Raw genomic sequence first — 13,321 nt, forward strand, 5'->3', positions numbered from 1 at the left:
GCCGACGCCGCATCCGCGTCCGCGGTCGAGCCCGCAGCCGACGCCGCATCCGCGTCCGCGGTCGAGCCCGCAGCCGACGCCGCATCCGCGTCCGCGGTCGAGCCCGCAGCCGACGCCGCATCCGCGTCCGCGGAGGCATCCGCCACCGCGGCGGCCTGAGCAGCCGACGCCGCATCCGCGTCCATCGCGGCCGACGCATCCGCGGCCGTGTCCGACCGCGCATCCGCCATCGCCGCAGCCTGAGCAGCCGCCGATGCCGCAGCATCCGCGTCCGTGGACACATCCGCCGACGCGTCCGCAGACGCCGCAACTGTCGCCGCGGCCTGAGCAGCCGTAGACGCATCCGCCATCGCCGCAGCCTGAGCCGCCGCGTTGGACTGCGAGTCCGCCGACGCCGACGCCGCCGCGTTCACACTCGTGTCCGCAAGGATTCGGATGACGACGCTGTCCTCCGTGATTGCGCCATCGACATCGACCTGCTCGGCAGTGACCGGGTGGAGCCCTTCACCGAACATGACTGAGGACACGCACGACCAGGTGCCGTCGTCAGCAACGACGTCCGAGCAGACGAACCTGTCGAATTCGTCAGTCAGTGTGACCGTTGCGCCGGGATCGCCCGTGCCACCGAACGCAGGATGAGGCGGAGCCTCGTGACCGTTCGCCGGGTAGGTAATGTCTACGGTAACGCGCTCTACCTCAGGACTCAATAGCTTGGCGAGAAGCTCGACCTTATCGCTCAGCACGAGCTGTCCGACGACGCGGACCCCAGCTGCCGCTGTTGTGGTCACGGGTGTCGATTCGGCTTCGGTGTCCGACGCGCCGTTCCCCGTCGTAAAGTGCTCGGGCAGTTCGGTTGCGGCCACGGCCGCGTTTCCGCCCGCGACGAAGGCGGCGACAACCGCTACCCCAAAGACGTTTCTTATCAACTTGTTCATGAGAAGGTGCATTCTGTCGTGGCGGCGAAGCCTGCCGCGTGGCCAAGAGTGCGGATCGCGCCGTATGCCAGATCCACAGTTACAAAATACTAGCTGATAAGAATCGGGTTCTGGTGACCCAGCGCAGGTGTCATCGCCCTCGAGAGCGCTGCGGCACCACATCTCTGCTCGCTGGCACGCCCGGAAGGGCCGCGAGCTCGACCGCCTCTTCAGGCTTCGGCGGACCGAACTCAGATGAATCGGAAAAGCGGGAGGACGTTCGTCTCGAGCGTCGAGATCCTCTCGACTCGCGGGCAATCGGCGAGGTAGGTGCTCCAGTCGCGCTGTCCTATTGGACGCACTTGCGATGCCCGTTCTGCGCAGTCTTCAGCCGCGACACCCCGTCCAGTGTGAGCGGAGAGTACGTCGATGCGGGACTCATTCGCATCGACTTCAATGACGTCGCGCACTTCGGCGATCGGTCCTGCGAGCAGCCGCTGCCGCGCGAGCGGCGGGCGATCAGAGCCTCGATTTGGATTGTCTCGAGGCCGCTTATGGCGTTGCTCGGAGACCGGTCATCCTGAGTTGACGGCTGCCGAGCTCATCGACTTCCCCGGACAGATTGCGCCCCCGACATCGCCGAGTTCACCGCGACACTCGAGAGTGGCGCGCTGCACATCGAGGCAAGGCAGAGCGCGACGCTAGGCCAGCGGCTCGCCGTTCCCTTCTTCGTCGCGCGCGATATGGCTCTGGCGGGGGCCCAACCCCTCGAGGTGTTTTCGCGATTTCCTCGATGCGGCGATCGACGACGCCGACTAATCATGGAACTGATGTCGCGTCGACACCAGAGCGCCTCAGCCGCTCCGCAAGAGTGAAGGACGCGACCAATGGGAGCATTCGAGCCCCTCACTTGTTCAGCCAAACGGTCGTCTGCGACATGAAGACTTCTCGAGCGACGTCCTCCACGGAAATGCTAAGCGACTCGCGGGCGTCGCGCAGTCTCCCCCCGATATCCCTGATCTCGTGTGCGATCGCCGACGAGACATCTAGCCGCACACGTCCTCTCGCAACCGCGCCTCTATGAGCTCCCTTTTTGTGCAGCCGGAGCCGGAGCCGCCACGACACTATCCGTCGTGGCGTCTCCAGCTGAGCGAGCCGTCTCCGCGGGTGGCGCATCCGGTCGCTGCTGTTCTGTTGCCGCTGCGTTACCGCCGCCCTCACGACGACCATGACGAAGACCCCGAACCCCCGTCGTGTCAACCGGCGTCGGGGCTCTGGTGGTGGCGGTGACAGTGAGATTCAAGCCCATCGTTCCGCGACGTGACCGAAATACTCGTCAACCGCCTGGCCATCGAAGCCTGCTGCACGCCGACGCGGTTGGTAACGCACCCACGCCGGCACTCCCTTGTCGGAGAGGACGGTGGCGTTGGCGGGGACAGCATCGGCGACGACCTTCGTCACACGGGCGAGACGGGACATAGGAACCTTCTTTCGCTGGGGCTGCGCTGTGTGCGCTGGCCGCTAACGTTTCTATGCGCGGTCTCGTTCACCCGCGTGCATCACCGGCAGCGACGGAGGCAGCAGCCAGTCGATACGCAATGGCCGCCGGGACGCATCGACGTCGAAGGCTAGAGCAGTGCCCGCATAGGTGCCCGCATTACTGCCCTCATTGCTTTCGTTGGTGGGACCTGACATCGTCTTCGAATCAGCCGCAAACCCGGTCAACGGGGGCATCAGCGGGGCAAGGCGGGATAGCGCGGGATACTCGAACTGAAGTCAGGGGGTCAGGGGTTCGAGTCCCCTCAGGTCCACCGAAGAAATCCCGCGAGAGATCGCGGGATTTTCTGTTTCCGCGGCCGCCTCCGCCCTCACCTCACCAGGTGATGGTTCGGCTTCTCCATGGCGTGCTCCGCCTGCTTCAGCGCCTCCTCGACCAGGTTCACGGCGTGCTCGTCGACGAGCCGATAGAAGACGCGCGTGCCCTCGTGCCGCGTCGTGACGATGCGTGTGAGTCGGAGCTTGGCCAGATGCTGAGACACCGCGGCAGGCGACTTGCCGACCGCGGATGCGAGGTCGTTGACGGCCTGTTCACCGCCGCGGAGGGCGAGGATGAGCCGCACTCTCGTGGCGTCCGCGAGCATCCCGAACACTTCGACGGCGAGCTCCACGTAGTCGTCGACGTGCGCGGCGCTCAGTTCGGCATCGGAATGGCCCATGCGTCCATTGTGACGCGACGAGGCTGCGCGCGCGAAACATCCGATCGTATGTCATAATCTGCGTATGCATGCAGATAGTAGAACAAGCATTCTGGCGCACCTGCGATCCGCAGCCGCGAGGATCCGATGATCTCCGTCCTCCGCAACACGTCCTACGCCAAGCTGTTCAGCGCCCAGGTCATCGCGCTCGTCGGCACGGGTCTTCTCACGGTGGCTCTCGGCCTGCTGGCGTTCGACATCGCCGGCGGTGATGCGGGCATCGTCGTTGCCACCGCGCTCACCATCAAGATGGTCGCCTACGTCGCGGTGTCGCCGCTCATGGTCGCGATCACTGCCCGGGTTCCCCGGAAGACACTTCTCATCGCCGCCGACCTCACCCGCGCCGCCGTCGCCGTCTCGCTCCCGTTCGTCACCGACGCCTGGCAGATCTACATCCTGATCTTCCTCCTGCAGTCCGCGTCGGCCACGTTCACGCCGACGTTCCAAGCCGTGATCCCCGAGGTCCTGCCGGACGAGCGCGACTACACCCGCGCCCTCTCGCTGTCCCGCCTCGCCTACGACCTGGAATCGCTCATCAGCCCCGTGCTCGCAGCCGTTCTGCTCAGCGTCATCAGTTACAACAACCTGTTCATCGGCACGGTCATCGGATTCATCGGATCGGCGATCCTGGTCATCGCGACGAGGTTCCCGACACTCCGACCGAGCGAACCCGCCCCGTTCCTCCGACGTCTCACCCGCGGAGCCCGGGTCTTCCTCGCCACGAGAGAGCTGCGCAGCCTGCTGGCGATGAACATGGTGGTCGCCGCCTCGACGGCGATGGTCATCGTGAACACCGTGGTCCTCGTGCAGGGCGAACTCGCACGTCCGCAGAGCGACGTCGCGCTGCTGCTGGCCGCGTACGGGGCAGGGTCGATGGTCATCGCTCTCGCACTCCCGCGAATCCTCGACCACCTCCCCGACCGCCGGGTCATGCTCAGCGGCGCCGCGGCCCTCCCCCTCGGGCTGGCAGCGACATCCGCGCTCACGGCGGGGCCGGCAGGCGACGCCACCTGGCCGCTGCTTCTGGCGACCTGGCTGCTCCTGGGAGCAGCGACGTCGCTCATCCTCACGCCGTCCGCACGCCTGCTGCGTCGTGCCTCGGATGAGGGCAACCGGCCGGCGGTGTTCGCCGCGCAGTTCTCGCTCTCCCACGCGTGCTTCATGATCACCTACCCCCTCGCCGGCATCATCGGGGCGACCTGGGGCATAGGTGCCGCCGCCGCCACTCTCGCGGTCATCGGCGCGGCCGCAGCCGCGGGCGCAGGGATGGCGTGGCGTTCGAGAGCTCACGCATCATCGGGCCGACGATAGATCACGGACGACGCGGACGGATGCCGTCGCGCGACGTCTCTGATCCGTCAACCGCTCCCCGACGAGCCGCGTGGGCCGGATGCCGGGCTCAGACCTCGGCGACGCGGAACTCGACCCCCGCCCTCGTGAACGCCCGCAGCGTCCGGGACGAGGGGCGCACGAGCACGGTCTCCGCGCTCATCCGCGCGAGCGGCAGGTCGGTCGCCGAATCGGTGTGCAGTTCCGCGATCCCTGTGTCGGGGAACGAGGCCCGGAAGCTCGCGACCTTCGCCTCGCCGACGTTGTGGGCCGCGAACCGTGCGCCGTCCGCGAGGAACCGGAGCTGCGAGGCGTGGACGTGCACGCCGGCGATGCCGATCTCGGCGAGGTAGCGCTGCGCGAGCCAGCGCTCGGTGGCGGTGGTGACCACGACAGCCCCCTCCTCCATCGCGCGTCGCACCGCGGTCAGCACGGGTTCGGGTGCATTGCCGTCGCGCGACGCGAGCCGTCGGGCGACCGTGTCGGCGAGCTGCAGGTACTCCTCCTCGGAGACGCCGGCCAGCACGATGTGCACGATCGCGCGATTGCAACGGGCACGAAGGCGCGACTCGGCACCGACGATCGCTGCGGCGAGCGCGAGCAGACCCACCGAGCCCACGAGCCAGGGTCGCCGTCGGAGCCGTGCGAGAACGAGCGCGGCCATGGTGTCGGAGCGACTGAGCACGCCGTCGAGGTCGAACACCGAGATCATGCGTCGTCGACCGTTCGCTCGATGACGAGGGACACCCGGTCGGCCCGGTAGACGTCGACGGCGAACTCGAGGCACTCCCCCGTGGAGAGGAAGCTGCGCCGGGTGAGCTGCAGTCCTCCGGAGGTGGGCTGTGCGCCGAGGTGCGCGCTCGTCTCGCGCTCGAGCACCACGACCTCGAGAGCGGCGGTGGTGCGGGAGACGCGCAGTCCGTACCGGCTCCGCACCTCGTCCCAGAGCGATCCGGAGAGGTCGCCGTCGAGCAGACCGGGCACGAGGTCGGCGCGGTAGTAGGTGGTCTCCACGGCCAGTGGCTCCCCGTCCGAACGCCGCAGGCGCTGCAGGGCGTACACGCTCGCCCCGACCGGTACGTCGAGCCCTTCGGCGATCGCGTCGTCGGCCGGGCGCGCCTCGGCCCAGAACAGCTCGGCGCCGGGATGCCGGCCGGCGCGCGCCACCTCCTGCGAGAACGATCCGAGACGCAACTGGACGCGCGGCTCGGAGACGAAGGTGCCTCGCGTGGCCGCGCGGTGCACGCGCCCTTCCCGTTCCAGCACTCCCAGTGCCCGGCGCACCGTCATCCGGCTGACGCCGAACTCGACCGAGAGATCCCGTTCGGGAGGGACGGGTCCGCCGATCTCGAGGCGTCCGTCGCGGATGCGGGCTCGGAGCTCGTCCGCGATGCGGGCGTAGGCCGGATCGGCGGGCTGAGGAGAGGCGTGCTCTCCGGGCGACTCACTGCTCACCCTTGACACGCTATCGGTCATCTCTCTATCGTACTTTGGTATAGACCAGTGTTGGTCTATACCAAAACCCCCGACGATGGAAGTCGAGATATGGACACCACCCCTGCCGCCCCGGCATCCTCAGCCCCAACCGGCACGCGCATGAAGCGCGAACTCGGGCTGTACGCCTCCTTCGCCGTCGCCTTCGGTTTCGTGTCGATCGCCACCGGCATCTTCACGACCTACGGCGCCGTCCTGAACAGCAGCGGACCCCGCGGCATCTGGGCGTGGCCCATCGCGGTGGTCGGCCAGACCATGGTCGCGCTCATCTTCGGCGCCCTCGCCGCCCGCATCCCCATCAGCGGCTACGCGTACCAGTGGGTGTCCCGCCTCGCGAACCCCGTCCTCGGATGGCTCACCGGCTGGATCTCGTTCGCCTTCCTCGTCATCGTGGTCGTCGCGGTCGACTACACGATCGCCGCGACCATCCTCCCCGAGCTCTTCGGCTACACACCCACGCCCGCCAACTGCTGGGTCATCACCTCCGTCGTGATGCTGCTCCAGGCCATCCTCGTGGCCCTCAGCACCAAGGTCACCAACCGGGTCAACGAGGTCGCCGTCACGGTGCAGATCATCGGCATGATCGGCATCACCCTGCTCCTCTTCGTGGTCGGCGCCGCACTCGGGCGCCTCGACTTCGGCCAGCTCTTCGCCACCGCTCCCGTCGCCGAAGCCGGCTACTGGGACGTCGGCGGACTCACCGACGCCGGCCCCTTCCCGCTCGCGTTCCTGCTGGGCGCCTTCACGATCGTCGGGTTCGAGTCCGCCGCCAACCTGGCCGAGGAGACGAAGAACCCCGAACGCGTCATCCCCCGCGCGATGGTGCAGGCGGTCATCGCCCTGGGCGTGCTCGGGATGCTGTTCCTCATCGCCGTCACGGCGCTCGCCGGCGACACGACCGCCCTCGCACAGTCGGCCACCCCCGTCGCGACCGTGATCACCTCGGTGCTCGGCCCGGTGGTGGGCAAGATCCTGCTCGTGCTCGTCGTGATCTCGATCTTCTCGTGCGGCCTCGTCATCACTCTGAGCGGCACCCGCCTGGTCTGGGCGATGTCGCGCGACGAGCGCTTCCCCGCGTGGCAGGTGCTGCGTCGGGTCAGCCGCACGCGGCACACGCCCGTCGCGGCCACTCTCGGCTACCTCTTCATCACCCAGGCGATCCTTGCGATCTTCAGCGGCACCAGCGATGCTCTGTTCATCCTGTTCTCGGCGGCGACCCTGCTGCCGGCCATCATCTACGCGGGGACGGTCCTCCTGTACATCGTCAAGCGCAGGTCGCTCCCCGCCAGCACCGGATTCGCCCTCGGCCGATGGGAGGTGCCGGTGCTCGTGCTCGCGAGCGTGTGGCTCGTCTACGAGCTGCTCATCTTCCGCGACGACTCGTTCGCACAGCCGCGGCTCTACGTCGGCATCATGCTCGTGGTCGGCATCGTCTATCTCGTGTACCTTCTGGTCACCCGAGGGCGCCGGGGCCTCACGATGCCCGACATGGCCGACGTCGATCGCACATTCGACGACGACGCCGTCCCCACCGCCTGATCGTCGACCTCCCACCCAGAAGGAAACACCCCGTGAACGTCTCCACCTCTCCCCCCGTCGTCGCCGTCATCGGCGGCGGTGTCGTGGGATCCGCGATCCTCCACACCCTCGCCCACCGCGGCATCGACGCCGTGCTCCTGGAGGCCGAGCGCGACCTCGGACTCGCGGCGAGCGGCACGAACTCCGGAGTACTGCACACCGGCTTCGACTCGACGCCCGGGCACCTCGAGACCGAGCTCATCCTCCGCGCCGCATGGATCCGCCCGGCCGTCCTCGATGCACTCGACGTCCCTGTGATCGCTGCCGGAGCGGAGCTGGTGCCGCACACCGCCGAGGATCACGAGACCGTGCGCGCCCTCGCCGCGAACGCCGCCACGAACGGCGTCGAGGTGAGCATCCGCCCGGCCGACGGCGCGCTGCTCGTGCCCGGGGAATCGGTGACCGATCCGGTGGCGTTCACCCGTGCGCTCGCGGCGTCGGCCGTCGCCGCCGGAGCGCGAGTCGAGACGGATGCTCGTGTCACCGCGATCACGCCGACGGACGACGGACTGGTGGTCGAGACCGCCGACGGACGCGCGCTGACCGTCGCCGCGGCCGTCAACGCCGCGGGCCTGTACGCCGACGAGGTCGCCCGCCTGATCGGCGACGAGTCGTTCGAGATCTATCCGCGCAAGGGCGAGTTCTTCGTGTTCGAGCTCCCCGACGGGCAGACCCTCGACCGGATCATCCTCCCGGTCCCGACCAAGCGCACCAAGGGCGTGCTCGTGTTCCCGACGCTCGACGGCAAGGTCGTCGCCGGCCCCACGGCCGTCGACCTCGACGACAAGGAGGACTGGAGCGTGCGCCCGGACGCCCGCGAGGAGATCCTCGCGAACGCCGTGGCGCAGTTCCCGCCCCTCGCCGGCCTCGAGCCTGTCTTCAGCTACGCGGGCCTGCGTCCGGCAGGGCGCGACAGCAACTACGTGATCGGTCCGTCCGCGGCGGACGCGCGTCTGATCAACGTCGCCGCGATCCGGTCTACGGGGCTGACCGCATCACTGGGCATCGCCGACCACGTCGTGGAGATGCTGCCCGGCCTCGGCATCCCGCTCGGCGAGGAGCGTGCACCGGCGCCGATCGCGGCGAGCGCCTCGATCGACCCGTGGTGGCGACGCACCGCCGCCTACCGTGGGAGTGTGGCGTCGTGACCACCGTCCTCGCCATCGATCAGGGAACCTCCGGCACGAAGGCCGTCGTCGTCGCCCCCGACGGCGAGGTCCTCGCGCTGAGCGAGGTGTCGGTGCGCCCCACCTACCTCCCGGGCGGCGGCGTCGAGCACGACCCCGAAGCGGTTCTCGACTCGGTGCTGCGCGCAGGGCGGGTCGCCGTGAACACCGCGAACATCAACATCGACGTCGTGACGCTCGCCAACCAGGGCGAGACCGTGCTCGCCTGGGATCCCGACACCGGGCGTCCGTTGTCGAACATGATCGTCTGGCAGGACCGGCGCTCCGAGTCGATCTGCGCCGAGCTGAGCGACCACGCCGAGTCGATCGCCGAGCGGACGGGGCTCGTGCTCGACCCCTACTTCTCGGCTCCGAAGCAGGCGTGGCTGCGCCGCACCGTCACGACCGATGGGGTCGTGACGACGTCCGACAGCTGGCTCCTGCACCGACTCACCGGGGAGTTCGTCACGGATGCGTCGACCGCGAGCCGCTCGCTCGTGACCGGCCTCGACGACGTGGCCTGGGATCCTGCGCTCCTCGACCTCTTCGGCCTCGCCGACGAGCGGATGCCGGCCATCCTCGCCTGCGACGACATCGCGGGCTCGACGACCGCGTTCGGCGGCACGGCGGCGGTCGGCGGACTGGTGGTCGACCAGCAGGCGGCGCTCGTCGCCCAGTCGTGCCTGCAGCCGGGCGAGGCGAAGTGCACGTTCGGCACCGGCGCGTTCCTACTCGCGAACACGGGCCGCGAGGCGGTGCGCTCCGCTGCCGGTCTCTCCTCCTCCGTGGCCTGGCAGCAGGGCGGGCGCACCACCTACTGCCTCGACGGCCAGGTGTACACGGCGGCCTCTGCGGTGCAGTGGCTCGAGCGGCTCACGTTCATCGACACCGCGGCCGACCTCGACCGCACGGCGGCCGACGACCCGAAGGGCGTGCTGTGCGTACCGGCGCTGGCCGGGCTCGCCGCCCCCTGGTGGCGCCCCGACGCGACCGCGACGTTCACCGGCATGACGCTGTCGACCGGCAGCGAGCACCTCGTGCGCGCCGTGCTCGACGGCATCGCCGCACAGGTCGCCGAGCTCGCGCGGGCGATGGCCGGCGACCTGGCGCAGCCTCTCCAACGCCTGCGGGTCGACGGCGGCCTCACGCAGAGTCGGGTGCTCATGCAGGCCGTCGCCGACCTCATGCGCATCCCCGTCGACGTCTATCCCTCGTCGCACGCGACTCCGCTCGGCGCGGCCGCCCTCGCCCGATGCGCGGTGACGCCCGGCCTCGCGCTCGACGACGCCGTCATCCCGTGGACGCCCGTGCGCACGTACGAGCCGCTGTGGTCGGACGACCGCGCCGCGGAGTTCTCGGCGCGCTGGCGCGCGGTCGCGGACGCGCAGAGCTGATCCCGGCCGATCCCGCCCCGCGGCGCGCGACGGATCACCAGGGAGTTGTCACCGGGTGATGATCTGATAGACCCACGACGCACCGATCAGCGAGCAGCGGGAGGCACACGTGATGGGACTGTTCCGACGACCGGAGACGAAGACGGACGTGACGGCGTCGAGCGGAGCGGGCGAGACCGGACGCCTGTGGTCGCGCGGGTGGGGCCTCGCCGCCACCCGCAGCCTGCAGACGCTCGCGGTGCTCGCCCTCGTCGCGGTGGGCGTCCTCGTCATCACGCAACTGTCGCTGGTCTTCATCCCCGTCACGATCGCACTGATCCTCGCGTGCGCGATCCATCCGCTCGTCGCGCTCATGCGCCGCAAGGGCGTGCCCTCGATCCTCGCCACCTGGATCGCGCTCATCGGCATCCTTGCGGTGCTGGGCGGCATCGTCTGGATCATCGTCCTGACCGTGCGCTCGCAATGGGACGACCTCGTCGACTCCGCGACCGACGGCATCGCCCAGGTCACCGCGTGGCTCGGCACCCTGCCGTTCGACCTCGAGGCGATCGACCTCGACGACGTGTGGGCGAGCGCCGGCGACTTCCTCACGAGCGCGTCGTTCGGTCAGGGCGCGCTCGCGGGGGTCTCCGCGACCGCGAGCTTCTTCACGGGACTCGCGCTCATGGTCGTCGTGCTGTTCTTCTTCCTCAAAGACGGCCCCCGCATCTGGGAGTTCCTGCTCCGTCCCTTCACGGGCGCGAGCTACGAGCGCGCTCGCCGCATCGGCGACAAGACGGTCGACGTGTTCGGCGGCTACATCCGCGGCACCTCGATCGTCGCGGCCGTCGACGCCATCGGCATCGGCATCGGCCTCGCGATCCTGCAGATCCCGCTCGCGGTCCCGCTCGCCGTGATCGTGTTCCTCACGGCCTTCATCCCGCTCGTCGGAGCGACGGCCGCCGGCATCCTCGCGGCGCTCGTCGCACTCGTGACGCACGGTCCGGTCGCGGCGCTCATCGTCATCGGAATCGTGGTGCTCGTGAACCAGCTCGAGGGCAACTTCCTGCAGCCGGTCGTCATGGCGCGCTCGCTCAAGCTCCACGCCCTCGTCATCCTGCTCGCCCTGACCGCGGGCACGATCCTCGGCGGCATCGTCGGCGCCGTGCTGTCGGTGCCTCTCGCCGCGGTCGCCTGGGGCATCATCACCGTCTGGGACGGGCCGCACACCCCCGCTCGCCCGTTCCGCAAGAAGCGCGACGAGACCGTCTGACCCCGGCTCAGACCGAGGTCAGCTGCCGCCAGCGGACGCGACCTGACCGCGCCACCACGGCGTCTCGATGAACCCGCGCTTCATGAACACGAGCTCCATCGCGGCGTCCCACCCCTTCACACCCTTCAACTGGGCGATCGTGCCGGTGAGGAAGTCGTGCAGGGTCTCGGTGCTGGGCAGGATGATCTCGCAGTAGAGCGAGTTCTCCTCCAGCACGGCGGCGAGGAAGCGCACCGACACGTGCTGCGACAGCGTCTGCGCCACGGATGCCAGGCGCGAGGGCTCCACGCGCAGCATCAGCAGGGTCTCGGCGCTCATGCCGAGGGCGGATGCCGGCACCATCGTCACGGTCGTGAGGCACCCGGCCGCCCGCATCCGCTCGTAGCGGCGTCGCACGCTGCTCTCGTTCATGTCGAGCGTGGCCGCGATGGACAGGAACGAGGCGCGTCCGTTCTCGCTGAGCTCTCGCACGATCGCGCGATCGGCGTCGTCGAAGTGCGAGGGGTCGCACGTGTTCGGGGCCGGCATGTACGACTGCGGATCCGACGCCGCCTCGGCGTGGGAGTCGTAGAGCTGGCGCCCCCAGTCGAAGCTCACCTTGTACGTGTGCACCACGAGATCGCTGCGCCAGCGCTCGACGCCCGGGATCGCCTGCAGATCGGTGAGCACGTGCGCGTAGTTCGCCGAGTCCCCGGGGATGACGACCTCCGCGAACACGTCGAACTTGCCCGTGACCAGGGTGACGAACCGCACATACGGCGACCCGATCAGCGCCTCCGCCACGTCGAGCTGCGACCCGGGAGTGCAGTTGATCCGCACGAAGAACGTCTCGACGTGCCCCTCGCTGCCCAAGGTCGGGACGATGCCGACACGCACGATCCCCTCGGCGAGCAGCTGCTGCCCGCGCCGGGTCACGGTCGACACCGAGGCTCCCGCGAACTCGGCGATGGAGGTCCAGCTGGCCCGTCCGTCCTGCTGCAGGGCGACGACGATGCGCCGATCGAGGTCGCTCACGTCCCTCACCAGTGCCATCGAGCTCATGCCGTCGGCGGGTGCACCCGGTGCAGGAACGCGCGCACGGTCTCGGTCCACGCCTCAGCCTCCTCGATCTGCGGGGAGTGCCCCGACTTCTCGAACACCACCATCTCGGAGTCCGGGATGAGATCGGCGATCGTCTGGCTACACGATACTGGCGTGATCCAGTCGGTCCTCCCCACCGTGATGAGTGTCGGGACCGTGATCTCGTGCAGTCGCGGCTTCAGATCGTAGTTCGGCAGATTGACCGAGAACGCGTAGTTGTGGGCGCGGTAGCGGTAGGGGGTCGCCTCGACCTTGCGCTCGACGGCCGCGGGGTCGTACACGAAGTCGTACAGCGGAAGGATCTCGCGCCAGCAGTCCTTGAGGTCGTCGTCGTCGCGCACCTGGCCGGTGTCGATGCGATCGAACTTTTCCATGTCGATCGTGACGCGGTCGGATGCGAGGGCGTTCTCCCTCGCGAGATGCGCGTTCCCGTTGTCGGGCGAGGTGTCCCTCAGCACGATCGCCGAGACGCGCTCAGGGTAGCGCAGCGCGTACTCCATGGCCATGAATCCGCCGTAGGACCCGCCTGCCATGACGATCCGCTCGGCGCCGATCCACTCGCGCAGACCGTCGATGTCGGCCGCCCACTGCTCGTGGCTGTACGTGCCCTCTCCCTCGCTCTGCCCGCTGCCGCGCGCGTCGAACACCACGACCCGGTACTCGTCGGCGAGCCGTCCGAAGCTCGCCCGCGGTTCGGCGCGAGACCCCAGTCCCGGTGCTCCGTGGTGGGTGATGATCACGGGAGCGCCCTCGGGGCCGAGCACCTCGACCGCGAGATGGTTGCCGTTGATCTCGACCCACTCGTGGTCGCTGGTCGCTGCGGCGAACTCCGGGGAGACCTCCGGTGTGCTGGTCATCG

General features: G+C 68.9%; 11 protein-coding genes and 1 pseudogene. 6 read left to right on the forward strand and 6 right to left on the reverse strand.

Annotation, left to right across the window (positions count from 1 at the left end):
• Nucleotides 1-935 (reverse strand): annotated as a pseudogene (locus ACIPYT_RS15920) (hypothetical protein); the annotation flags it as partial.
• A gap of 113 nt (nucleotides 936-1,048) precedes the next feature.
• On the opposite strand from ACIPYT_RS15920, the gene ACIPYT_RS15925 reads away from it, so the two are divergent.
• Nucleotides 1,049-1,498 carry a thioredoxin domain-containing protein gene (locus ACIPYT_RS15925; protein ID WP_401076971.1) on the forward strand — a complete coding sequence of 150 codons (450 nt, stop codon included), beginning with the start codon at nucleotides 1,049-1,051 and terminating at the stop codon, nucleotides 1,496-1,498.
• 1,284 nt (nucleotides 1,499-2,782) lie between these two features.
• Here ACIPYT_RS15925 and ACIPYT_RS15930 read toward each other — a convergent pair.
• The gene (locus ACIPYT_RS15930) at nucleotides 2,783-3,130 is read right to left on the reverse strand and encodes an ArsR/SmtB family transcription factor (protein ID WP_401076445.1); all 348 of its coding nucleotides are present in this window, start codon (nucleotides 3,128-3,130) and stop codon (nucleotides 2,783-2,785) included.
• A gap of 126 nt (nucleotides 3,131-3,256) precedes the next feature.
• Between ACIPYT_RS15930 and ACIPYT_RS15935 the strand changes: the two genes are divergently transcribed.
• Complete coding sequence (locus tag ACIPYT_RS15935) at nucleotides 3,257-4,480, forward strand: MFS transporter (RefSeq protein WP_401076449.1); 1,224 nt, start codon at nucleotides 3,257-3,259, stop codon at nucleotides 4,478-4,480.
• A gap of 88 nt (nucleotides 4,481-4,568) precedes the next feature.
• On the opposite strand, the gene ACIPYT_RS15940 is transcribed toward ACIPYT_RS15935, so the two are convergent.
• Both ACIPYT_RS15940 and ACIPYT_RS15945 read right to left on the reverse strand, forming a co-directional pair.
• Nucleotides 4,569-5,210 carry an HAD family hydrolase gene (locus tag ACIPYT_RS15940; protein ID WP_401076452.1) on the reverse strand — a complete coding sequence of 214 codons (642 nt, stop codon included), beginning with the start codon at nucleotides 5,208-5,210 and terminating at the stop codon, nucleotides 4,569-4,571.
• On the reverse strand, nucleotides 5,207-5,953 hold the full coding sequence (locus tag ACIPYT_RS15945) for a GntR family transcriptional regulator (RefSeq protein ID WP_401076455.1): 747 nt from the start codon (nucleotides 5,951-5,953) through the stop codon (nucleotides 5,207-5,209). The genes ACIPYT_RS15940 and ACIPYT_RS15945 overlap by 4 nt, the downstream gene beginning before the upstream one ends.
• 90 nt (nucleotides 5,954-6,043) lie before the next feature.
• Here ACIPYT_RS15945 and ACIPYT_RS15950 point away from each other — a divergent pair, with 90 nt between their 5' ends.
• From ACIPYT_RS15950 to ACIPYT_RS15965, 4 genes are all read left to right on the forward strand, one after another.
• Nucleotides 6,044-7,531 (forward strand): APC family permease, encoded by a 1,488-nt coding sequence (locus tag ACIPYT_RS15950; RefSeq protein WP_401076458.1) that lies wholly within the window; start codon nucleotides 6,044-6,046, stop codon nucleotides 7,529-7,531.
• Between the two features lie 32 nt (nucleotides 7,532-7,563).
• Entirely contained in the window at nucleotides 7,564-8,718 is a 1,155-nt protein-coding gene (locus ACIPYT_RS15955; RefSeq protein WP_401076461.1) for an NAD(P)/FAD-dependent oxidoreductase, read from the forward strand.
• A complete protein-coding gene (locus ACIPYT_RS15960; protein WP_401076464.1) occupies nucleotides 8,715-10,130 on the forward strand; it encodes an FGGY family carbohydrate kinase in 1,416 nt (471 codons plus the stop codon). Before ACIPYT_RS15955 ends, ACIPYT_RS15960 begins: the two co-directional genes overlap by 4 nt.
• A gap of 112 nt (nucleotides 10,131-10,242) precedes the next feature.
• Complete coding sequence (locus ACIPYT_RS15965; RefSeq protein ID WP_401076467.1) at nucleotides 10,243-11,382, forward strand: AI-2E family transporter; 1,140 nt, start codon at nucleotides 10,243-10,245, stop codon at nucleotides 11,380-11,382.
• Nucleotides 11,383-11,400: 18 nt separating this feature from the next.
• Here the strand turns inward: ACIPYT_RS15965 and ACIPYT_RS15970 are convergent, their stop codons facing one another.
• Both ACIPYT_RS15970 and ACIPYT_RS15975 read right to left on the reverse strand, forming a co-directional pair.
• Nucleotides 11,401-12,474, reverse strand: coding sequence for an Lrp/AsnC family transcriptional regulator (locus tag ACIPYT_RS15970; RefSeq protein ID WP_401076470.1), 1,074 nt, complete (start codon nucleotides 12,472-12,474; stop codon nucleotides 11,401-11,403).
• Nucleotides 12,420-13,319: an alpha/beta fold hydrolase gene (locus ACIPYT_RS15975; protein WP_401076473.1), complete on the reverse strand. Its 900-nt coding sequence runs from the start codon at nucleotides 13,317-13,319 to the stop codon at nucleotides 12,420-12,422. Before ACIPYT_RS15975 ends, ACIPYT_RS15970 begins: the two co-directional genes overlap by 55 nt.
• Nucleotides 13,320-13,321 lie beyond the last annotated feature (2 nt).

The sequence above is a fragment of the Microbacterium sp. NPDC089695 genome (genome assembly GCF_044749085.1).
In the GTDB taxonomy this organism is placed as follows: domain Bacteria; phylum Actinomycetota; class Actinomycetes; order Actinomycetales; family Microbacteriaceae; genus Microbacterium.

What these genes read in the sequence shown, in the direction of transcription:
- ACIPYT_RS15940 (WP_401076452.1), bottom strand. Translation starts at nt 5,210, where the DNA reads ATGATCTCGGTGTTCGACCTCGACGGCGTGCTCAGTCGCTCCGACACC.
- ACIPYT_RS15930 (WP_401076445.1), bottom strand. Translation starts at nt 3,130, where the DNA reads ATGGGCCATTCCGATGCCGAACTGAGCGCCGCGCACGTCGACGACTAC.
- ACIPYT_RS15935 (WP_401076449.1), top strand. Translation starts at nt 3,257, where the DNA reads ATGATCTCCGTCCTCCGCAACACGTCCTACGCCAAGCTGTTCAGCGCC.
- ACIPYT_RS15975 (WP_401076473.1), bottom strand. Translation starts at nt 13,319, where the DNA reads ATGACCAGCACACCGGAGGTCTCCCCGGAGTTCGCCGCAGCGACCAGC.
- ACIPYT_RS15950 (WP_401076458.1), top strand. Translation starts at nt 6,044, where the DNA reads ATGGACACCACCCCTGCCGCCCCGGCATCCTCAGCCCCAACCGGCACG.
- ACIPYT_RS15965 (WP_401076467.1), top strand. Translation starts at nt 10,243, where the DNA reads ATGGGACTGTTCCGACGACCGGAGACGAAGACGGACGTGACGGCGTCG.